16 protein-coding genes are annotated in these 20,011 nt (G+C 56.2%); 8 read left to right on the top strand and 8 right to left on the bottom strand.

Annotated features, from left to right (window positions below; genetic code table 11):
* Window positions 1-63: 63 nt before the first annotated feature.
* Window positions 64-1,533, top strand: a complete 1,470-nt coding sequence (locus ACHZCJ_RS10165; RefSeq protein WP_159646407.1) for an NAD(P)/FAD-dependent oxidoreductase — start codon at window positions 64-66, stop codon at window positions 1,531-1,533.
* Window positions 1,534-1,572: 39 nt separating this feature from the next.
* Window positions 1,573-2,421 (top strand): hypothetical protein, encoded by an 849-nt coding sequence (locus tag ACHZCJ_RS10160; RefSeq protein ID WP_321326105.1) that lies wholly within the window; start codon window positions 1,573-1,575, stop codon window positions 2,419-2,421.
* 109 nt (window positions 2,422-2,530) lie between these two features.
* Here ACHZCJ_RS10160 and ACHZCJ_RS10155 read toward each other — a convergent pair whose 3' ends face one another.
* Window positions 2,531-4,141 (bottom strand): GMC family oxidoreductase N-terminal domain-containing protein, encoded by a 1,611-nt coding sequence (locus ACHZCJ_RS10155; protein ID WP_321326103.1) that lies wholly within the window; start codon window positions 4,139-4,141, stop codon window positions 2,531-2,533.
* 243 nt (window positions 4,142-4,384) lie between these two features.
* Between ACHZCJ_RS10155 and ACHZCJ_RS10150 the strand changes: the two genes are divergently transcribed.
* Window positions 4,385-5,539 (top strand): class I SAM-dependent methyltransferase, encoded by a 1,155-nt coding sequence (locus ACHZCJ_RS10150; RefSeq protein WP_321326101.1) that lies wholly within the window; start codon window positions 4,385-4,387, stop codon window positions 5,537-5,539.
* 212 nt (window positions 5,540-5,751) lie between these two features.
* On the opposite strand, the gene ACHZCJ_RS10145 is transcribed toward ACHZCJ_RS10150, so the two are convergent.
* Together ACHZCJ_RS10145 and ACHZCJ_RS10140 are read right to left on the bottom strand one after the other, a co-directional pair.
* On the bottom strand, window positions 5,752-6,951 hold the full coding sequence (locus ACHZCJ_RS10145; protein ID WP_321326099.1) for a DUF1330 domain-containing protein: 1,200 nt from the start codon (window positions 6,949-6,951) through the stop codon (window positions 5,752-5,754).
* Window positions 6,952-7,097: 146 nt separating this feature from the next.
* Window positions 7,098-8,228 (bottom strand): class I SAM-dependent methyltransferase, encoded by a 1,131-nt coding sequence (locus tag ACHZCJ_RS10140; RefSeq protein WP_321326097.1) that lies wholly within the window; start codon window positions 8,226-8,228, stop codon window positions 7,098-7,100.
* A 338-nt stretch (window positions 8,229-8,566) separates the two neighbouring features.
* On the opposite strand from ACHZCJ_RS10140, the gene ACHZCJ_RS10135 reads away from it, so the two are divergent.
* On the top strand, window positions 8,567-9,508 hold the full coding sequence (locus ACHZCJ_RS10135; protein ID WP_321326095.1) for an alpha/beta hydrolase: 942 nt from the start codon (window positions 8,567-8,569) through the stop codon (window positions 9,506-9,508).
* 39 nt (window positions 9,509-9,547) lie between these two features.
* Here the strand turns inward: ACHZCJ_RS10135 and ACHZCJ_RS10130 are convergent, their stop codons facing one another.
* The gene (locus ACHZCJ_RS10130; RefSeq protein WP_321326093.1) at window positions 9,548-11,197 is read right to left on the bottom strand and encodes a GMC family oxidoreductase N-terminal domain-containing protein; all 1,650 of its coding nucleotides are present in this window, start codon (window positions 11,195-11,197) and stop codon (window positions 9,548-9,550) included.
* Between the two features lie 173 nt (window positions 11,198-11,370).
* On the bottom strand, window positions 11,371-12,168 hold the full coding sequence (locus tag ACHZCJ_RS10125; RefSeq protein WP_321326092.1) for a crotonase/enoyl-CoA hydratase family protein: 798 nt from the start codon (window positions 12,166-12,168) through the stop codon (window positions 11,371-11,373).
* 298 nt (window positions 12,169-12,466) lie between these two features.
* Between ACHZCJ_RS10125 and ACHZCJ_RS10120 the strand changes: the two genes are divergently transcribed.
* Window positions 12,467-13,273: an IclR family transcriptional regulator C-terminal domain-containing protein gene (locus ACHZCJ_RS10120; RefSeq protein ID WP_321326090.1), complete on the top strand. Its 807-nt coding sequence runs from the start codon at window positions 12,467-12,469 to the stop codon at window positions 13,271-13,273.
* On the opposite strand, the gene ACHZCJ_RS10115 is transcribed toward ACHZCJ_RS10120, so the two are convergent.
* The 3 genes from ACHZCJ_RS10115 to ACHZCJ_RS10105 all read right to left on the bottom strand — a co-directional run bounded on the left by ACHZCJ_RS10115 (window position 13,255) and on the right by ACHZCJ_RS10105 (window position 15,505).
* On the bottom strand, window positions 13,255-13,878 hold the full coding sequence (locus tag ACHZCJ_RS10115) for an isochorismatase family protein (RefSeq protein WP_321326088.1): 624 nt from the start codon (window positions 13,876-13,878) through the stop codon (window positions 13,255-13,257). The genes ACHZCJ_RS10120 and ACHZCJ_RS10115 overlap by 19 nt on opposite strands.
* Before the next feature lie 124 nt (window positions 13,879-14,002).
* Window positions 14,003-14,770: an arylmalonate decarboxylase gene (locus ACHZCJ_RS10110; protein WP_321326086.1), complete on the bottom strand. Its 768-nt coding sequence runs from the start codon at window positions 14,768-14,770 to the stop codon at window positions 14,003-14,005.
* Between the two features lie 54 nt (window positions 14,771-14,824).
* The gene (locus tag ACHZCJ_RS10105; protein WP_321326084.1) at window positions 14,825-15,505 is read right to left on the bottom strand and encodes an isochorismatase family protein; all 681 of its coding nucleotides are present in this window, start codon (window positions 15,503-15,505) and stop codon (window positions 14,825-14,827) included.
* 421 nt (window positions 15,506-15,926) lie between these two features.
* On the opposite strand from ACHZCJ_RS10105, the gene ACHZCJ_RS10100 reads away from it, so the two are divergent.
* The 3 genes from ACHZCJ_RS10100 (at window position 15,927) to ACHZCJ_RS10090 (ending at window position 19,812) form a co-directional block, all read left to right on the top strand.
* Window positions 15,927-17,120 carry an FAD-dependent oxidoreductase gene (locus tag ACHZCJ_RS10100; protein ID WP_321326083.1) on the top strand — a complete coding sequence of 398 codons (1,194 nt, stop codon included), beginning with the start codon at window positions 15,927-15,929 and terminating at the stop codon, window positions 17,118-17,120.
* A gap of 245 nt (window positions 17,121-17,365) precedes the next feature.
* The gene (locus ACHZCJ_RS10095) at window positions 17,366-18,298 is read left to right on the top strand and encodes a polysaccharide deacetylase family protein (RefSeq protein ID WP_321326081.1); all 933 of its coding nucleotides are present in this window, start codon (window positions 17,366-17,368) and stop codon (window positions 18,296-18,298) included.
* Window positions 18,298-19,812 carry an aldehyde dehydrogenase family protein gene (locus tag ACHZCJ_RS10090; RefSeq protein WP_321326079.1) on the top strand — a complete coding sequence of 505 codons (1,515 nt, stop codon included), beginning with the start codon at window positions 18,298-18,300 and terminating at the stop codon, window positions 19,810-19,812. The genes ACHZCJ_RS10095 and ACHZCJ_RS10090 overlap by 1 nt, the downstream gene beginning before the upstream one ends.
* The last annotated feature ends 199 nt before the right edge of the window (window positions 19,813-20,011 follow it).

Raw genomic sequence — 20,011 nt, 5'->3', positions numbered from 1 at the left:
TCTGGCCGCCTGTCCTTTTGCCATAGCCTGCCTTGCGGGCAGCGAAAGAAGCGAGAACAAGCCATGAAACTGAACCGTCGCCAATTTGTTTCCAACTCCGCATTTGTCGCCGCTGCAACTGTACAGGCTGCATCATTGCCCAAAAGCGCGATGGCATCGGTTGCTGAAAAAGCCGACGTCGTAGTCATCGGTGCCGGCTATTCCGGTCTCAACGCCGCTATAATGCTGAAAGATGCGGGCTATAATGTCACTGTTCTGGAGGCTTCTGACAGAATCGGCGGCCGTGCCTTTACCGGCGATCATATCGAAGGCCGTCCCGAGCTTGGTGCCAATCAGATTGGCCCGCAATATGCCCGTGTGCGGGATATGGCCCGACGCTTGGGCGTTGAACTCAGCCATGGCGCGAACTTGAATGCGCCATTCACATTTTCCATCGGCGGTAAACTTGTCCGTAACCAGGATTGGGCCCAATCCGAACTGAACAAGACGGTAGGGGCGGAACGCGAATTGCTGCCGACGCAGCTCATGAGCAGTTTTCTCGTCAAAAACGATCCGTTTCACAATAGCAGCGAGTGGCTGGAACAGGCTGCCCGCGCTCACGATATTTCCCTCGGACAATGGTTGCAGCGCTTCGGTGCTTCCCCGGCGGCGATCCGGTTGATCAGTGAAGGACTGATCGCACCCGATCTGTGGAGCGCCTCCGCACTCGATCAGTTGCAGGGCATTCCCCGCAACTTTACAGAATTTAAGGCGCAGACCAGCGATAGCGTAAAGGGCGACTCCCATGAGCAGGCAGCCGTCGTCAGCTCCCGCGTGGTCGGCGGCACACAGCGTTTGCCAGAAGCCATGGCTGCGTATCTTGGCGATTCCGTTCAACGCAACAAGGCGGTCGCGCGGATCGAAATGAACGGCACGAAAGCCGAGGTCACCTGTCTCGACGGAACGCGCTATGAGTCGAGCTTTGTTGTTTCGGCTGTCCCTCTGACTGTATTGCGCCGGATCTCGATCTATCCGCATCTCGCTGGTGATCAGCGGGAAGCGGTGATGATGACTCCTTATGCCAACACCACATTCATCTACATGAACGTGAACCGGCCGTTCTGGGAAGATGACGGCATGGACGCCTCTTTGTGGACCGACGGACCGATCAATCTGGTCCGGCAAGCGTTCGACTATGACGGCACCCGGGACAGGCTGGTCGCCTTGTCGACCGGTCTGAAAGCAAACCGGCTCGATCAGCTTCCGCACAAAGAACGTGGCGAGTTTGTCATCCGCGAAATCGAGCGGTTGCGCCCTTCGACGGTCGGTGCGCTTGAAGTCAGCGGTATCCACTCCTGGGCCGAGCAGCCCTTTAACGCCGGTTGCAGCGGAGCGCTTCCGGCTGGCAATACGCTGCGATACGCGCAGGCCCTGGTCAAACCCCATGACCGGCTTCATTTTGCCGGCGAGCATACGAAGCGGCTTGAAGTAGGCATGGAATCGGCCATGGAATCGGGCGAGCGCGCTGCCCTCGAAATTTTTGACCGCAGCTAGCACCGGTTGGCCGGTTTCCGTTTGAAAGGACAGCAGGATATGCATAAATCTTTGACCATGAAAGCCACAACCCGATATGTTCCGCTAGCATTGCTTGCCGCTCTCGGCGGCGGCATTGCTGCGGCCGCAGAGACGCATGAGGCGACCGATTCGGGCGCAAATCTGCAGCGGCTTTACCGTGGCACAACCGTCTGTACCGCGCCTGACGGCAAGAATTGCGGCACAGATTACTGGAATCTTTTCGTTCAAAAAGACGGGTCGCGAGTCCTTCAGGTCGCATCTGAGACAGCTAGAGCCGGCGAAGTTCGGCATGCGACGATCGTCATCGAAGCGGATGGAATTGCCCGTGAGGCCTTCATGCACAATCGGTCTATGAGCGGGGCGCTGGGGTCTGCCTATGTAGTGCAGACCGATGCGGGTGTGGATCAGGCCGTTCACGCAACCGAGGCCCTGAAAACCCCCACGGACGGTATCGAACTATCTTCTGTGTCTTCCGACAAGAGCCAGAAAGAGCGGTCGATCGGCACAGGGCCGGTTGTCGCGGATGGCTCTCATTTTCTTAATTATGACATCGCCGCGGCGGGCGATCAAGCGCGTGAAGTCTTCTGGATGGGGGGCTCGTTCGGCGGCACCATGGCCGGAAGTTTCCGGCCGACGACCTACACGCTGGTCGGCGAGGAATCGATTGCAATGCCGCAGGGCTATGAGATTCCCACGGACCATTTCCGGATGGCAAGCGGTTCGGAAGTCTGGCTAACCAAAGGCAGCCGGATCGTGGTCCGCGCCGATGTCCGCTTCGGTCCCGGTCCGGCACTCAGATATGAGCTGACAGAGTTGAACGTGACGCCGTTTGGCCCGACTCAGACAGCGAAACCCGAAGCAAAATAACAATCGCTATACTATCGGAAATCCGGGGATGGATTTCCGGCATTTGTCCGGCAATCCAGGTACGTTCTGCCTGGAATATATCCCGTCCGGGGCATGCCGGGGCACTATGTCAGCCATTCCGCAAGATAAGATCAGCCGCTTTTGCCCCGATCATCATGGCTGGTGCGTTGGTGTTACCACTGGTGATGCGCGGCATGATCGAAGCGTCCGCCACACGGAGCCGGCCAACTCCCCGAACCCGCAGGTCAGCGTCCACGACGCTGTCCGGTCCGGAACCCATCGCGCACGTGCTGGTTACGTGAAAGACCGGGCCGGCCGCTGCGCGGAAAAGCGCGCGCCAGTCGGCATCGCTATCGACTTGTGGCCCGGGGAACTGCTCCGCCTTTGCATATGGCTTCATCGAGGGTGCCTCGAATAGCTTCCGTACCCATTCGCATGCAGCTTGCAAACGTGCCGAATCCCGGTCGTCGCTCAAAAGCCTGGGGAAAATCAGAGGTGCGTCTGTGGCTGAAGCGCTTTTCAGTCTGATTTCCCCGCGACTGTCCGGATGGCAGACCGTCGGCACACACATCATGGCCGGCGAGGCCATCGGCACGACCTCCTGCCCCTCGATGGAATAGCCGAGCGGTGTAAACAGCACCTGCACATCCGGCGTGGCTTCCTGCGGCCCGGACCGGATGAACGCCGTGGCCTGGGCCGGCGGGCTGGCCGCTGCACCCGTGCCGTCGATCAGAAATCTCAGACCGTTCCGGACGATTCCCATTAGATTATAGTCCTGGTTCACGGTGCGTACGGTGTCGACGACCTCCTGAACGACCCAGATTCCGGAATGCTCCTGCAGGTTCTGGCCGACACCGGGAAGATTTTCGACGACATCGATGCCGCGTTCCCGGAGATGGTCGCCCGGACCGAGACCCGATAACATCAGCAACTGTGGCGATCCAATCGCTCCCGCACTCAGGATCACTTCCTGCCGTGCCCGCAGCGACTTGGTAGCCCCGTTGCTGGAATAGGTTATACCGCGCGCGATCTTGTCTTCGATATCGATCTTGCGGACCAGCGCATTGACGATCAGGTGGACATTTTTTCGCTTCAGGGCTCGACGCAGAAATGCTTTGGACGCGCTTTGCCGCCAGCCCCGCTTCTGGGTGACCTGTACTATCGACGCCCCTTCCTGGTTCGCGCCATTATAGTCCGCTATGGCTGGAATACCTGTTTCGGAAGCAGCGGCAACAAAAGCGGAGCTCAGTATATGCGGCTTGCGCAGCTCTTCTACGTGTAACGGCCCGTCCGCGCCCCGCAAACCATCGTCTGAAACGCCGGTGTAACTTTCAAGTTCCCGGAAATAGGGCAGCACGTCGTTATAAGACCATCCGGCATTTCCCTGCGCCGCCCAGGCGTCATAGTCTTCCGCTTGCCCTCTGACCCACAGCTGGCCATTGGTGGAGCTGCTGCCGCCGACCACTTTTCCGCGAGGCCAGGCATCAGTGCGTTGGTCGCGGGTCGGATCGGGCTCGGACATGTAGCACCAGTCGAAATCCGGATTGCCGGATGCTTTCATGGCGCCCGCCGGAATTTTCACGATCAAAGAGGAGTCAGGGCCACCGGCTTCGACTACAGCCACCGTATAACGGCCATTATGTGAAAGCCTGTCCGCGAGCACACACCCGGCAGAGCCGGCACCAACTATGATGTAGTCAAATTCGTCGGTTGCTTTCATGACGTCTTCCGCTCGTTTCGAGATAGGTTGCAAGATAAGCGAGGCTATGGATCGGGACCCTGTATTGTCCAATCGAACCCTTCAATTGCTCAATAGTAATTTGCATATAGGCCAGCGCCTTATCCTGACGTATAAAATATACTAGAACGCAGATTTGCTGTGTGGCTTACTCGTCGGGAATCTGCGGGTTCAGATTGGACGGTAAGAGTGATCATTAGCGATACCAGAACCGGAAGGTGAGAAATGAACAAGCCAGTGCATGACATGTATCCCGAAGCCAATCATGATGAACTATCGCAGCAAGCCTTCTTGCGCAGCTTCATGGTACATCTTTACGAGAAAGTGATGCCGGGCAATGACATTCTTTATCATGAGAAGATCGTTCCACAGTTTGAAAAAGAGCTCGGCAGACCGCCGGAAACCCGTAAGGAAGTCCGCGAAGCACTGAACGAGCAGCCGTTCAACCAGATGTGGAGTTCGCTGATGCGGACCAGTCAGGAAATGATGTATCACACGGTCCGGCCAAGCATCGAGCGGCAAATGCCGGCGCTAAAGGAAAAAGCTGCCAGGCTCGACAATGCGGTTGGTTCGCTGACGCTGGATCCGGATCTGGAAATTCCTGATTATCACACGCATGCAGACATTCACTGCAAGCCCGGTGGCTATCATACAAAGACGGAAGACGGCGATTTCCTGGCCGGCGCGGAGTTCGATCGGACCGTCAATGTCTATTTTCACGGCAAAACCGGTCCGCTTGCCGATGATATGGGGCTTTCCCTAGCGACATGGATCAAAGACAATTTCCCCGACCTGGATCCCAAATCGATACTGGATATGGGCTGTACCATCGGCCACAGTTCTGTGCCGTATCTTGATATTTTTCCCGATGCTGAAATGCACGCGCTGGATGTTGCAGCGCCTTGTCTCGAATATGGTCATTATCGTGCGAAATCGCTCGGAAAGCCGGTCCATTTTACCCAGCAAAATGCGGAAAAGACCAATTTCCCGGACGCATCCTTCGATCTCGTTGTATCGCATATCCTGATGCACGAGACATCCCACAAGGCTCTCAAGAATATTGTCGATGAATGCCATCGCCTTCTCAAGCCGGGTGGTGTGATGATCCATATGGATGTGGTTGGCGCAACCGACCCGTTCGGCCAGTATCTGTGCGAATGGAATGCGCATTATAACAATGAACCCTATATGGGCGGCCTGCAGGATGAAAATTTGGCCGGGCTTTATGCCGACGCCGGTTTTCCCGAACAGAATTTCTTCATGGAGCAGATCGAAAGCGTTCACTTGCCCAAGACGATGCCGGAAATCATGAAGGCCAAAAAAGCCAAGGGTGTGGTTATCGGTATCGGTTACTACACTATCGTCGGCACACAGAAATAGACTCTGCTTTTTACGATCCGGCCATTGACTGGAAAAGCGGCCCGGGTAGAAATGTCCGGGCCGTTTTTCGGTGCGCTGGCTAGACGCAGAATGATCGATGCAAGAAATCTGATAGCCGGCGGCATGCACAATTATCCCGTCAGTGAACGGACGCAGTAGCCCGCAGCCGCAAGGCGGCGCCGACAATTGTGACGGAGTCTGGCGCTATCTATTCAGGGTTTGAGGAAAATTTTGCCGCGGACGCGCCCATATTTCAACAGATGCAAGGCAGTGTTCACTTCCGCTAACGGCAGCGTGGCGGCCACGCGCGGCGCTGGTAAATCCGGATGTCGAGCCATCAGATCCGATAGCTGACCGCCATCGGGTTGCGCGGAATAGCGAATGGCTTGCGCTGAAGCCGATCTAGCCCGCTCTTCATCAACTGGCTGGACGATCGAAACCAGCGTCGCTCCTTTGGCGAGACTGCGATAAGCGGTCTCGATTATCGGGCCGCCGGCCGCATCCAGCACAAAGTCATACCGGCCTTCTGCTGCCTCTTGCGGAGTAACTACATTCCCGCCCAAGGCGGCGACATGATCCGCGTTGCCGGGCGAGCAAATGGCATCAACGCTCTCTGCGATATGGCCCAGAAGCTTGGTGGCGATCGATCCGACGCTACCGGAGGCGCCGATCACCAATGCCCGTTTAACAGCGCCAGGATGAAGCTTGATAGCCTGATGGGCGGTGAGCAGCGGTACATTGAACGCTGCAGCCTGCTCGTCCGGTATTGAATCGGGTACCAGAGCGCATTGGCTGGCAGAAACATCCACCTTGTTCGCGAACCAGCCACCCCGTACCAGACTGGAAAATGCCATCACGCGCTGGCCGGGGCGAAACCCCACAACATCAGTGCCCACCGCTTCAATGATACCAACGCCTTCGGCACCGGGTGTGTAGGGGAAGGCGAAAGGAAGTGCAGCCAATATGCCAGCCTGGATTTTCCAGTCGACCGGGTTAAGCGAAATCAGCGTAGGCTGGATTCGCAGATCATCTGGCCCGAGCTCCGGCATCGCCGAAGTTACGGGTTCCAGCACGACATCGTCCCCGAAGCGGGGAATTTGGTAGCCTGTCCGATGGCTGGTCGCGCTGTCGGTGTTTACATAGCCGATCGATGATTTTGCGCTGCGTTGCCTGAGCGGTTTCAGGGCTGCATATTCCGGGGAGTTGTAGAAACGCTCCAAAGCCGCTTCACTGGCAAATTCGATCATGACGAACCGGCTGCGCAGGTCGTCGCCTTCCAATGCCGTGAGAGGCAGCCCTTTGACTAAATATTTCCCGCCTGCCGCCTCCACCAGTGAAGGGTTGAGCGACCGGTAAAGATCGAAAGTCTTTGAATCTTCTACGTCGATGGTAGCAATGAAATAAGCGGCCATGTTTCTGTCCCTTGGCTATAATTGCCCCGATGCTTCGCGGTTCGTCCCACACATTCCCGCAAAATCGTGCGGGAATCTGTGCGCGGTCGCGATCCTGGGCGTGCAGTGCTTTGCCGGATTAATCACAGAGTCTGCCGTTCACCGGCCTAGCTCGCTTTCTTAGCACCGAAGATATGGCGCTCAGTACCGATCAGATGGGTGTAATCGAGCGAGCCGGTTTCCGGCTTGTCAAATCCGATCGGCACAAATTCGACGAACCGTTCCGCTTCGCTGAAGCCGGCGTCGCGCAGCACCTCGTTCATGTCCAGATCGTTCATCTTGCCGATGAACGGTTCGTGATTGTTCACGCTGTCCCAGTCGGTCAGATATTGCTGCAGCGGGGTTTTCTTCGAAAATGGCAACATCTCGAGATGGACGGTCAGGCCGCCCGGCTTCAGCAACCGCCGGCATTCCGTCATGATATTGGTGAGCGCCTTGGTCGACGTTTCGTGTATCATGATATGGGAAACAATCAGGTCGAAGCTTTCGTCTTCAAAATTGGTGCGTTCGGCATTTTGCTGCGCGAAATGGACGGCCTTGCCCATGGATTTTGCGCGGGCGTGCCCATAGCGGACCAGCGGAGCACTAAGGTCAATAGCGTGGATTTCCGCATCGGGGAAAAGTTCAGTATAGGGCAATGTGCTGTGCCCGACCGAGCAGCCGATATCGAGGATTCTGAGCGGTTTGAAATCGGGATATTTCCATTCGACATAATGGCCGAGCATCTTGCCGACATCGTCATTGTAGCGGCCCATACCGCCCATCATGTAGACATGGATACTCTGCTCGTAGGCAGCACCGGCCGTTACATCATCCTCGACTATTTCCGTGTGATAGCCGCCAGGCTGGGTGTGATTGTCCACCCGGTCGCTATAGGGCGGAATTTCAAAGTCGGGATCGATGGCCAGGGAACCGGGTCCCTGGGTCTTTCTGAACTGCTGGAACTTGCTGTTCAGTTCCTCTGCCTGACGATCGACGCAGCGGTATACGGCGTTCCACATCAACTCCTGGGTCGTGCGCAGCATCGCCGACCACATCTGGTGATAGCCGTCCTTTTCCAGATAGGGTTTCACTTCGTTGCGATGTTCCGCCGGGCGTCCGAGATCTTTTTCAATCTCTCTGGAAATCCGCGCATCGTAAACCAGCTTGTGGCCCGGTGTCAGTTGCGATGTGATCAACCGCCGCAGGCTGCGAACGTAACCCAGCGCCGAGGCCTCGTCATGTGTCGTCTGAGGCATCATTTCATGCTGGCCGCACAGTAAAGTATTTTCTGACATAATAAGGGTCCACAATATTTGGAGATCAGACAAGACTGATCGATGACGATGACTTTCACGATAGGTTCGGCGCAGGCAGAACAATTATCATGATTACGTTGATCATAAAGATACGGGATGGGCTGCCGGCTCAAATCCAAAATAGCTATCAGCGGATAGAAAGAAACTTATGGATTGTCCCTTGTGCTTGCCCTTTCATCGGCTCTGGTCCCGATAAAGGCACGAACGACGGCTATTTCAGGCTGGTGGACAGACATATAGCCTGATGTTTACAGGCCCTGCAGACAGGAGCGATCGAAATGAAGCTGGTAAATCTATTCAGAATTATTGCGATGGCCTGTACGCTCGCTATCATACAAATTCCGCTCGCGGCCGCATCTGCCGAAACGCTCTATGTTGAGGGCGAAGGGGGCGTGCCGCTGGCGGTTACGGTCACAGGGCCGGAGGATGGACCCGCCATAATTTTCCTGCACGGGCTTGGCATGGGAACCGCGAGCTTTACACCCCAGTTTGAGTCCAGTCTTGCCGAGCGTTTTCGAATGGTCGCTTTCGATCTTCGTGGTCATGGTATGTCGGGTAAACCGTGGCAGGCCGAAGCTTATACCGATCCCAAGATATGGGCTGCGGATATCGAGAAAGTGATCAAAGCCACGAAGCTTCACAGACCCGTAATAGTGGGATGGTCTTACGGGACCTTGGTCGCTGCCGACTATCTGCGCGAATATGGGCGTGGAAATATCTCGGGTCTGGTAATGATAGGAGCATTGGGCGGATTCATTCCGTTTACGCCACCCGCTGGTGGTCCCGATCCCGAGCTTCTCGCCCAATTGATGAAATTACAGGAGCTGCGGAAAAGCGATGCCTTCGAAGACCAGCTTGCCGCAGTTGAGCTGTTCATGCCGATGTTGACGGCGAACGAGCCGCCAGCAGACTGGATTGAAGAAGCCCGAATTCTGGGCATGATGGTGCCGGCTTATGCGCAAGGGGCGCTTCGCAAACATCCATCCGACAATATCGACCTCGTTCCGCTGCTCGGGGAAATGCCGGCACTGATACTGCACGGCAGTGAGGATCCGTCCGTCTCTCCTGCCGCGCTTGCGGCGCTTTTGCAAATCGCTCCGACCGTAAAGTCCCGCGCTTTCAAAAATGCCGGTCATTCCCCGTTCGCGGAACAGCCCGACGCCTTCAATGATGAGCTGGCAAAATTTGTCCTCGCCTATTGGAGCGCGCAGGCACAATAAGCTTGGCAATAGATCGGCAGACGAAGAAATCGCGAAAGGTCAGATTTTCTCCATTATGATATCCGAGGCGCATTCGGCGAGAGCCATCACGGCAGCATTTGTCATTGCCTGCGGTATGGACGGGAAAGCGGAAGCGTCGACCACCCGTAGGCGATCGATACCATGTACCCTGCAAGCGCTGTCAAGCACCGCCATTTCATCGCTGGCCCGCCCCATCGCACAAGTGGAAACCGGGTGAAAAAATGGAGACGCAACCCTGCGGACATGAGCTGCAAGGCCCTTGCGATCCGTAACCTCGGGGCCGGGGTATAATTCTTTCGAAATCCAGCCGTACAATGGCTTTGCAGCAGCGATTTCACGCGCGATTTCAAATCCGTCAACCAGCGCTTCGACATCGGCTTCGTGGGTCAAATAGCCCGGGTCAATCCTGGCCGGGTCCCTCGTGTTCGCGCTGGTAATGGATATACTGCCCCTGCTTTTCGGATGGGTCATGGCCGGCACGAAGGCGAAGCTATCGGGTGGCGGGGGGCCAAAATCCGGACTGACAAAGGGGATGCTGAGGCCCATGATCATCAGATCGGACCAGCCCGGAGATTGCCGGCTCTGTGCGACCACCATCGACTCGCAGTGGTTGTGGGCAGATGCTGGAAGTGGCCTGTCCGACTGAAACAGCAAGCCCGGCGCAAGCAGATGGTCCGCAAGATTCTGGCCCACTCCGGGCAGATGATGGACGACCGGAACGCCGGTTTCTGCAAGCTGGCCCTTGTCGCCGATGCCAGAGAGCAATAGCAGCCGTGGTGAATCAAAGGCTCCTGCGCTGAGGATCGTTTCCCGCCTTGCCGTCAAAATCTTGTGCTGGCCGGAAATGGTAACCGCCACGGCCTCGCAGCAACCCTTGACCACCTGCAGCTTGTTCACCATCGCGCCGGTAACCACCGTGAGGTTCCTGCGATCCGACACCGGGTCGAGATAGGCGGATGACGCGGTGTGCCGCATCCCATCCTTGATGCTCAGTTGCGACCAGATGCTTCCGTCGGCCCGCGCGCCGTTCCAGTCGGGATTGGCAGGATGTCCGGCTGCAACCCCGGCCGCAAAAATGGCCTGTGCCAGCGCTGTTGTGTTTTCAACGCGGCCCAGTTCGAGTACGCTGAGAGGCCCGTCGCCGCCGCGATATTCGCTTGCTCCGCTCGATGCAGTTTCCAGTTTCCGGAAATATTTGAGCATCGATGCGAAGGCCCAGCGCGGATCGCCTGTCTGCTGTGCCCATTGATCATACGCCTGGGCGGGGCCCCGCTGAAATCCCATGGCATTGATCAATGTCGAACCGCCCAGGCCCTTGCCGCGAGGCTGGGCTACCGACCGGCCGTTCAGGCCGGACTGGGTGGTAGACTGATAATCCCAATCATAAGCTCCGCCGGCCAATCCCGGCCAGGCTGGAGGAAAGGAGACTTCTGCGTCCGAAACTCTCTGACCGGCTTCCAGCAGCAGGACACGGTGCTCCGGATTGGCGGACAGGCGGTTGGCGAGCACACATCCTGCCGAGCCGGCACCGATGACGATATAGTCCCAGTTTTCTGATATGTCGGTGTCCGTGTGCATGGCATAGCTTGGAGACGTGCCCAGCGCAGTGACACCTCCGCCAACAGCAATGCCGCGCAGGATGTTTCGACGATTATGGTGGGTTGGCATATTGAGTCCGATCGTTGCTGGGCACACAGATAGAATCTTGCAGGATATGGCGCAGAGTCTTCGTCGGTGTCAGGCTAGATTCGGTTGACACCGTCCGCAAAGCGCAGGCCATCAACTCTTCGACTGGCGATCAATCCGGAAACGCGCGAAAATATCGACGGGTGCTCCAGCGGCTAAGCTCCGGCAAATTTGGCGGTCCGCTTTTCGATAAGCGCCGAGACTCCTTCGATATGATCGTCGGTCAGGTGGGACAGGGCCTGGGTTGCGGCGCTCATTTCCAGCATCGTATCATAGTCGACCTTGCACCCTTGTCGAAGCAGCATTCTCGTCATGCGCAGCGCATGGGGAGGCTGGCTGGCAATTTTCTGGCCCAGAGCGATCGCGCTATCGAGCAATTCCTCATCCGGCGTGATGCGGCTGACCAGCCCCCAATCCAGCGCCGTCCCGGCATCGATGACATCGCCGGTATAGAAAAGCTCGGCGGCACGGCTCATACCGATGATGCGGGGCAATAGCCACGCGCCGCCATCGCCGGGGATGATGCCTATCTTGAGGAAGGTGACGCCGAATTTTGCCTTTTCCGATGCAATCCGGATGTCGGCAAGGCAGGCAAGATCGCAGCCCAGACCGATGGCCGGGCCATTGACTGCTGCAATGATCGGAACATCCAGCGTTTCGAGCGCCCGCAGGATCAAATGAATATTGCCGCGATAACCTTGTCGGATCTGGGTACCATCGCCGGCAAAATTGCCCTCGCGGGCAAGCATCGCCTTCACATCGCCACCCGCGGAAAACGCCTTTCCCCCGCCGGTCAGAATGACGCAACGGATCGATTGGTCCATATTGATGGAATCGCAGGCTTCGCGGAACGCGGTACCATCGCCGTCCACGCCGAGAGCATTCATCGTCGCAGCTCGATCGAGTGTGAGAATGGCGATATGGTCACGGCGTTCGATTTTCAATAATGGCATTTCAACTTCCTTCATATGTTGAGCAATGTCGCGCTCTCGCGACGTCTTGTTCTCACGTCGAGGTGCACCTCTTCTCGATCCTCAACTGTCCTGCCGATGATGGCGCACAAGCGCCGCCAAACCGGATTTGAGAGGTTCTGTATTCAGGCTAATAAGGTCATGGCTCCGTTCTCCGGACTTGCGTCTCTATTCACGCGCTATCGTGCCGGAAAAGCCCAGTGTCTCTCATCTATCCGCACAGCGGATTGCTTTTGGCAGGCATTTGGCTAGATATGGATTCAGAACAGGAACAGCAGATATGGCAAAACAGACTTTTGATCGCGGCGTGCCGATTAGGGCGATCAGCAGGGGGCTCGCCGTTATTCAGGCCACGAACCGCATCGGTCCGATTTCTATGATGGAAATTTCGCGAGCCGCGAATATCCCTTATCCGACGGCCTGCCGGATCGTGCAGACCCTGATCCACGAAGGCTTTATCGAGCGAGAACCCGCGCGCAAGCGGTACCGGGTGACGGGGCTCGTGCAAACCCTGTCCACGGGCTTCCAATCGGAAGATGAACTGGTCACGGTGGCCCGCAAACATATTGTCGCGCTGACGGATAAGTTGAACTGGCCGATTTCGCTAGCGACGCGCGTCGGTACCAGCATGATGGTGCGCGATTCGACCCATGGGCTGACCTCGCTGACATTTACCAACTATTATCCTGGATATACGCTGCCGATATCCGAATGCGCGACGGGCAAGGCCTATATTGCTCACTGCGATGACGAGGAGCGGGACGCGATCATCGAGGGGTGGAAAATGACCGACAATGACACGTCCAAAGTGGGTCTTTTGCTGGTTCGCGATGATTCCATTCTCGGCGAGATTCGCCAGAACGGCTATGCCATCCATAATCGCAACACCTATACGGCCGATGATGGGAAGACATCCTCTATTGCCGTTCCGATCATGCAGGAAAACGGGACAATTGCCGGTTCAATCGGCCTGATCTATTTTGCCTCCGCGATGAATGCCAGCAAAGCGGCCGAGTTGTTCCTGAGCGATCTTCAGGCCACGGCCGTCAATATCGCCCGGGATCTCGCTCAGATTGAGGACAAATAGCCTTTTGCGTCATCAAGAGACAGGATCTCGGCATATTTTGCGCCGAGATCGAACAGATTGGCTTTTTGAACAGCAGGATCGCGGTCTCCGCAAGCTTCGCTGACGACTATCGGAACGAAGCCATTCTGCAATGCATCCAGTGCGCTGGCGCGGACACAGCCTGAGGTCGAGAAGCCGGAAACGATGCAACTGTCCACACCCATGGCGGTCAATGTGGCGGCCAGAGATGTCCCGAAAAAGGCGCTGGGATATTGCTTGGTGACAATGACATCCCCTGCTTCGGGTTGCAGCCGCGGATCAAATTCTGCCATCGGTTCACCTTTCTGGAACAGGGACAGCGCCGCGACTTTCTTGTAGAACAGACCGCCATCGCCGCCGCCGGGCATATATTCCACACGGGTGAAAATAACAGGAATGCCAGCGTCGCGGGCGGCCTTGGTCAGTTCAATATTGGCAAGAAACGCGCTTTCGTCACCCAGATAAAGCGGTGATGCGGAGTCGATGTAGGCGCGGGCCAGATCGATCAGCACCAGGGCCGGACGGTTGCCAAGTTCCAGCTTGCCGCAAAAGCCTGCCGTTTGATAATTGTCTTCCAATTCACTCATTCAAGCCTCCTGAAAATCGCGCCCGGCCTTATCTGCACCCGATGCATCCAGCGTGCATCCATTTTTTTGCAGATATGCCGACATGATCAAAATGTCAGACCTCTGGGCCTTTTGTTTCCTGCTGCTAAAATTCCTCGAGCAATCTGCCGAACCCGACCACCCGATCATCAATTCCATTCTGCCGCAAGGCGTTCCAGTAGGTGGCGGTGTTGATAGCGATAACCGGCTTGCCAAGATAGGTCTCTGCAGCCGCGGCAAGCCGGGTCATCGACAGATTGGTGCCAACCTGCACCAAGGCATCGACATCATCGCCGTCGAGTTCCTTTAGCTTTTCGCGCAATATTTCTGTCGAAACCTGGGCAATGGCGGTCCAGCTCGGGCAACGCAGACAAATATCACGAACGGTTTCAATACCGTAATCCGACATGAAATTTGCAACCTGTCGGTTGGCCGACGGATAATAGGGTGAAATCACAGCAATTTTTTTCACGCCGCCATAGGCGTTAAATGCTTCGATCAACGACTGCGAACCCGTGCACAGTTGAAGACCGGCCTCGGCTTCGATATTTTCACGCCATTGTTCCGCGCCCCTTGCACCACCATAGAATGTGACGGCGGACATGCCCATCACCAGATAGTCGGGGTTGCAGGTCAGAACGCCGCGTACGGCGTCGAGCGTGTTGTTCGATATCTCAAGTGTCCCTGCCATGAAGGTTTCGTCGGAGATCGCTTGCGCGTCCTCGACCACGATCCTGCTATAATGGTTGGTGACGCCATATACGCGCATATCGTCGAAGTCAGGCTGCACCACGGTATTGGTCGAGGGGCCGAGCACGCCGAACAGTTTTCTGTGGCCGAGGGCGTCGGGGTTTGGGCGCGGTTTCAAAGACATAATATCCTCCAATTGGTATCGCTGGGGAGCGGACTTTACAGTACCCAGAACTATCTATTGCGCTTCCAGCCAGTCGATTACGGTCTGCACCGGTTCGACATCGGCATATTTGATCTGCAGATCCGTCAGATTGGCAAAATGATAACTCTCGTGCTTGTCAGCGCAGGTTTCGATCGGGACGATGGTGCGGTAGCCATGGCTTAATGCATCAACCGCCGTCGCGCGTACACAGCCGGACGTGGAGCCGCCGGTGACCACGACTGTATCGACTTTGTGCCAGGTCAGATAACTTGCCAAAGAGGTTTCGAAGAAGGCGCTGGGCATGCGTTTTGTATATTGGAGGTCATTCGGCGCGACCTCGCAGCGGGGGTCCAGTTTATGCCGCTCGCTGTCATATTTTATGTTCTGAAGGGAATCTTCCGTATCGGTCCGGGTCCCCCAGACACCGGCATCAGCAGCATCTTCCTTATAGGCTACGCGGCTCCAGATTACCGGCATTTCGTGCGACCGGGCGAGGGAAGATATGCGATTGATATAGTCGATTTGACGCGGATCCGTTTCATAAGCGGTCTTGAACATGTCGGTGCGGGTATAGGCCTGTTGTACATCTACGTTGACGATGGCCAGCTTGTCGCCGAATCCAAATTTGTTACGTGCCGGATTACTGATAAGCTGTTCGAAAATTTCACGAGCCGTCCGGCCGTCCTCAACCATTTTTGTGCCAATCAGTGTCATCGCCAAATCCTTGTTTGTTCCCTGCGCGGGATTGGTGTTTTCATTGCGGGCTGCAACGGGGCTGCCGTCAGATGCCATGAAACGGAATGGAACACTGTTTCTGCAATAGCGGTAAAAGCGGCAAGTGAAGCTGCCAACATAATCGCAGAGCGGGTAGCGCGCGGTTTCTGGCTGCGGTTGCTTCGACTGGGAAGCAGCTTGGTCCCCTCCGTCAAGCAAATCATGGACAGATTGAGCGGCCCGGTTTTCCGGGCAGCGGATTTCCCGTTGCGGATCCCTCCTGCGGGGCCATGTTGTCCCGCCACTGACCGTGCCAACTCACTAATTGTACCGACAGGCGGTTAAATATCGGGAACATCTCGCGCTCTTTTCTCTGCTCGCGCATGACCGCCGTTCAAGCAATGAAAAACGGACATGATAAATGAAGAAAACAGATGTCGTTATAGTTGGCGCTGGACCTGTGGGTTGTGTGGCGGGCTACTATTTGGCGCGGAGGGGTGTTGAGGTCACCGTGATTGATGCCGGAGACGCCGGGACCCAGGATCTGCGAGCTTCGACTTTCCATCCGTCAACGCTCGAGATGCTGGATACGCTTGGTATCGCAGACGAACTGATCGAGATGGGTTTGAAAGCCCCTGTTTTCCAGTGGCGCGAGCGCAGCGGTGGTGAAGCCTTCCGTTTCGATTTATCCGAACTCGCGGACATCACCCGATTCCCGTTCCGCATACAATGCGAGCAATATCATCTGGCGCGCATGCTGGCCGAACGGATCGAGGCAGAGCCGAAAGCAACCGTGCTTTTCAATCACCGGATGCTCGGTTATCGCCAGAACGAGAATAGCGTCGAAGTCAGCATAGAAACGCCGTATGATATTCTGAATATCGAGGCGCAATATGTGATTGGTGCGGACGGAGCGAACAGTGTTGTTCGCAAGCTTATGGGAGCCGAGTTTGAAGGCTTTACCTATCCCGAAAAATTTCTCTGCCTGACCAGTGCCGAACCGCTGGAAGATCATATCCCCGGCCTTGATTATGTGAATTATGTGTCGGACCCCATGGAATGGCTTGTGTTGCTGCGGGTTCCCTCGCTGTGGCGAGTGCTCGTTCCGGCGACCGAGAGCGAGGCGGACAGCTATCTTGTTTCCGATGCCAAAAAAGAAAAGGTATTCTCGGGATTGATCGGCAAGCCCGATGTGACGACCGAGCACCGGACAATTTATCGGGTGCATCAGCGAGTTGCAAAGAATTTGCGTGACAATCGCGTGATGATCATCGGCGATGCAGCACATCTGAACAATCCGCTTGGCGGGCTGGGGATGAATAGCGGCATCCATGATGCGTTCAACCTGTGCCCCAAAATGATCGAAATTCTGCACGGCCGGGGAGATGCGGACGCGCTATTGAATCAATTTAATGATGAACGGTTGAGCGCGACCATAGAACTGGTTCAGGCGCAAACCATCCAGAATATGGAATTCATGAAAGAGGGTGACAGCGAGCAGCATCGACTACGCAAGGACGCAATGCGCAAACTGGTCGATGATCCGGTCAAGCGCCGCAGCTATATGATCCGCCAATCGATGTTGCCAAGCGATCGTACCTCGCTACCAGCCTAGCGCTATAGCCAGCCGACGGACGAGATGCGCCAGCAGGCGGCGCCCCGGGCTCAAGCTGGCCGCAGATCAGGCCCGGTAGAGGCTGGATCATTCAACCGGGTGCTGTCGACAGCGTCGTTATTCGCCTGTCGATTAGCAGCCGGTTCTTGGGTACGCTCGATCCGCGTTCACGTCCACAAACGGTTTATTCGATCTGGCGTTGGTGGCACTAAGCTGGGAACGTCAATATCAAGGAGCACAACCCGATGTTTGAATATGATTATGTGCCGATGCCGCAGCGCGGCCAACTGAAGTGGCCCAATGGTGCAAAGGTCGCATTGATCCTGACGTTCAATCTGGAAACTTGGGATCTGACGAAAGACACGGATCTCCCATATTATGCCGGTGGTCCGGCGTTGCTACCCAATGCCCTGGCAGGTCGCATCCCCGACTATCCGAACTATAGCTGGCGCGAATATGGTCAGCGGGTGGGCATCTGGCGTATGTTCGACCTGTTTGATGAGCTGGGCGTCAAGGCAAGCTGCACCACCAACGCTGTGACGTTCGAACGACGCAAGGCGATGACCGATGCATGTCTGGAACGTGGCTGGGAATTGATCGCACATAATTATGAGCAGGGCGAGTTGCTGACCGACTTTCACGACGACCCCGCCGCCGAGCGCGAGATTATCCAGCGCTCCATCGAGATTTACGAGAAACATGTTGGCAAGCGACCGGTCGGCTGGTTGTCATCCTCTCTGCGCGGGACGCTGAACACGCCGTCGATTCTCGCGGAAGAGGGGTTCAAATTCTACTGCGACATTATGAACGACGATCAACCTTATATGATACGGACCGACCAGGGACCGATTGTTGCCACCCCTTATTCCAATGTGATCAACGACTTTACCATATTGACGCGGAACATGCGGACCACCGACGAATATCGCGACCTCCTGATCGAGGAACTGTCCGTCTTGCATCGGGAAGGGGAACAGCAGGCCCGGATCATGAATGTCGGCTTCCATCCCCATGTTACCGGTCGTGCCCATACGATTCGTGCCGTGCGGGAGTTTATCGAATTCGCCAAGGGGCTCGATGGCATCTGGTGGGCAACACGCGAAGAAATCGCTGACTATTATGCCGAACATCAGGGGGATCATATCCCGGGTCAATTGACCGGCGGAGGATTGAAATAATGGCCGAGATAGATATTGGCGCTCCCGCGCTATCCTCAGCTGCGCAGGCCTTTGTTGATCGTGGAAAATATCAGCTTTTCATCGATGGACAATGGGTTGATGCGCAATCGTCCGGAACATTCGATACTCGTGATCCGGCTACCGGTGCGGTGATCGGTCAGATCGCCCGGGCGGCGGCCGAAGATGTCGACCTGGCCGTTTCCGCAGCGCGAAGGGCTTTTGACAGCGGTCCCTGGCGGACAATGACGCCAATGGAGCGATCCGGGATCTTGAACAAGATCGCGGATCTTATGGAATCCAATATAGACGAGCTGGCGGAACTGGAGACCCTCGACCAGGGAAAACCATTATATGTCGGGCGCTGGGCCGAAATTCCCGGTGCCATTGCGCAATTCAGATATTTTGCCGGTCTTGCGCTGGCGATTGAAGGAAGGACCATTCCGACTTCGATCAATTATCAGCCTGAAGGCAAAGAGATATTTGCTTATACCTTGAAGGAACCTGTGGGCGTGGTCGGCGCAATTGTCCCCTGGAACAGTCCACTAGTATTGACGGTGATGAAACTGGCGCCGGCCTTGGCGGCAGGCTGCACAATCGTGCTGAAGCCGGCAGAAGACACGTCCCTGACCGCTGTCCGATTGTGCGAATTGATAGCGGAAGCGGGATTGCCGGACGGTGTGATCAATCTGGTGACCGGGCTGGGTAGTGAAGCAGGTGCCCGCTTGGCCGAGCATCCACAAGTTAACAAAATCGCATTTACCGGTTCGACAAACACCGGGCGGGCCATATTGGAAGCCTCGAAAGGCAATCTCAAACGGGTTACCTTGGAACTGGGGGGAAAATCTCCGGTCATTGTTATGGCGGACGCAGATATTGCAGCGGCGGCTGCCGGCTCTGCCAATGCGATCTTTTTCAATGGCGGACAGGTCTGTGTTGCCGGGTCGCGCCTTTATGCGCACAGGTCGGTTTTTGACAAGGTCATCGAGGGCATTGTCGATACTGCCGGCAAAATGGCGATGGGACATGGCCTCAATCCGGCCACACAGCTAGGCCCCTTGGTGTCGAGAAAACATGCGGCGACCGTGGCCGGCTATATCGAAGATGGCATCAAGGCTGGAGCGACCAGATTATGCGGCGGCGAAACTCTGGGCCCGAATCAAAGCTTTGTGCAGCCAACGGTTCTTACCGATGTCAAGGCCGACATGAATGTGGTGTGCGAGGAAATATTCGGTCCGGTTCTGGTCGCGTCGCCTTTTGACGACGTCGATGAAGTGCTGGCCGCTGCCAATGACAGCAGCTTCGGGCTGGCTGCCGGCATCTGGACCGAGGGCTTGTCCAATGCGACGCGGCTCGCCAATCGCCTGCAGGCCGGTACTGTCTGGATCAACAGCCATTTGATGTTCGATGCTGCGCTGCCTATCGGCGGTACCAAACAATCCGGTTTCGGCCGTGATAGCGGCCAGGCGGCGCTCGCAAATTATCTCGAACTGAAAACCGTTTGCGCGGTGGTATGACCAGATAGCGCCGGGACGTGGTTAGAAATAGTCCAGAACAGAACCATGTCGGCTCGTAGGTAATTCACCGTCGGGTCAGTCTGGCTATCCGGATTGGCTGGCGGACTGCGAACTCATCAATTGCATTCGAGTTAAAGCGAAAGCGCCCCGGATCATGGCTTTTTGAAGCTGGCGGGTAATGCGCGCCTGCGCGACATTT

Origin of the sequence: uncultured Parasphingorhabdus sp. (assembly GCF_963677535.2) — a bacterium.
Lineage (GTDB): Bacteria > Pseudomonadota > Alphaproteobacteria > Sphingomonadales > Sphingomonadaceae > Parasphingorhabdus.
Note: the sequence above shows the minus strand (reverse complement) of the source record. Positions and strands in the feature narration are given on the sequence as shown.

Excerpts from the sequence above, each read along its gene's own strand:
- ACHZCJ_RS10165 (WP_159646407.1), top strand. The coding sequence starts at position 64 with ATGAAACTGAACCGTCGCCAATTTGTTTCCAACTCCGCATTTGTCGCC.
- ACHZCJ_RS10160 (WP_321326105.1), top strand. The coding sequence starts at position 1,573 with ATGCATAAATCTTTGACCATGAAAGCCACAACCCGATATGTTCCGCTA.
- ACHZCJ_RS10155 (WP_321326103.1), bottom strand. The coding sequence starts at position 4,141 with ATGAAAGCAACCGACGAATTTGACTACATCATAGTTGGTGCCGGCTCT.
- ACHZCJ_RS10150 (WP_321326101.1), top strand. The coding sequence starts at position 4,385 with ATGAACAAGCCAGTGCATGACATGTATCCCGAAGCCAATCATGATGAA.
- ACHZCJ_RS10145 (WP_321326099.1), bottom strand. The coding sequence starts at position 6,951 with ATGGCCGCTTATTTCATTGCTACCATCGACGTAGAAGATTCAAAGACT.
- ACHZCJ_RS10140 (WP_321326097.1), bottom strand. The coding sequence starts at position 8,228 with ATGCCTCAGACGACACATGACGAGGCCTCGGCGCTGGGTTACGTTCGC.
- ACHZCJ_RS10135 (WP_321326095.1), top strand. The coding sequence starts at position 8,567 with ATGAAGCTGGTAAATCTATTCAGAATTATTGCGATGGCCTGTACGCTC.
- ACHZCJ_RS10130 (WP_321326093.1), bottom strand. The coding sequence starts at position 11,197 with ATGCCAACCCACCATAATCGTCGAAACATCCTGCGCGGCATTGCTGTT.
- ACHZCJ_RS10125 (WP_321326092.1), bottom strand. The coding sequence starts at position 12,168 with ATGCCATTATTGAAAATCGAACGCCGTGACCATATCGCCATTCTCACA.
- ACHZCJ_RS10120 (WP_321326090.1), top strand. The coding sequence starts at position 12,467 with ATGGCAAAACAGACTTTTGATCGCGGCGTGCCGATTAGGGCGATCAGC.
- ACHZCJ_RS10115 (WP_321326088.1), bottom strand. The coding sequence starts at position 13,878 with ATGAGTGAATTGGAAGACAATTATCAAACGGCAGGCTTTTGCGGCAAG.
- ACHZCJ_RS10110 (WP_321326086.1), bottom strand. The coding sequence starts at position 14,770 with ATGTCTTTGAAACCGCGCCCAAACCCCGACGCCCTCGGCCACAGAAAA.
- ACHZCJ_RS10105 (WP_321326084.1), bottom strand. The coding sequence starts at position 15,505 with ATGACACTGATTGGCACAAAAATGGTTGAGGACGGCCGGACGGCTCGT.
- ACHZCJ_RS10100 (WP_321326083.1), top strand. The coding sequence starts at position 15,927 with ATGAAGAAAACAGATGTCGTTATAGTTGGCGCTGGACCTGTGGGTTGT.
- ACHZCJ_RS10095 (WP_321326081.1), top strand. The coding sequence starts at position 17,366 with ATGTTTGAATATGATTATGTGCCGATGCCGCAGCGCGGCCAACTGAAG.
- ACHZCJ_RS10090 (WP_321326079.1), top strand. The coding sequence starts at position 18,298 with ATGGCCGAGATAGATATTGGCGCTCCCGCGCTATCCTCAGCTGCGCAG.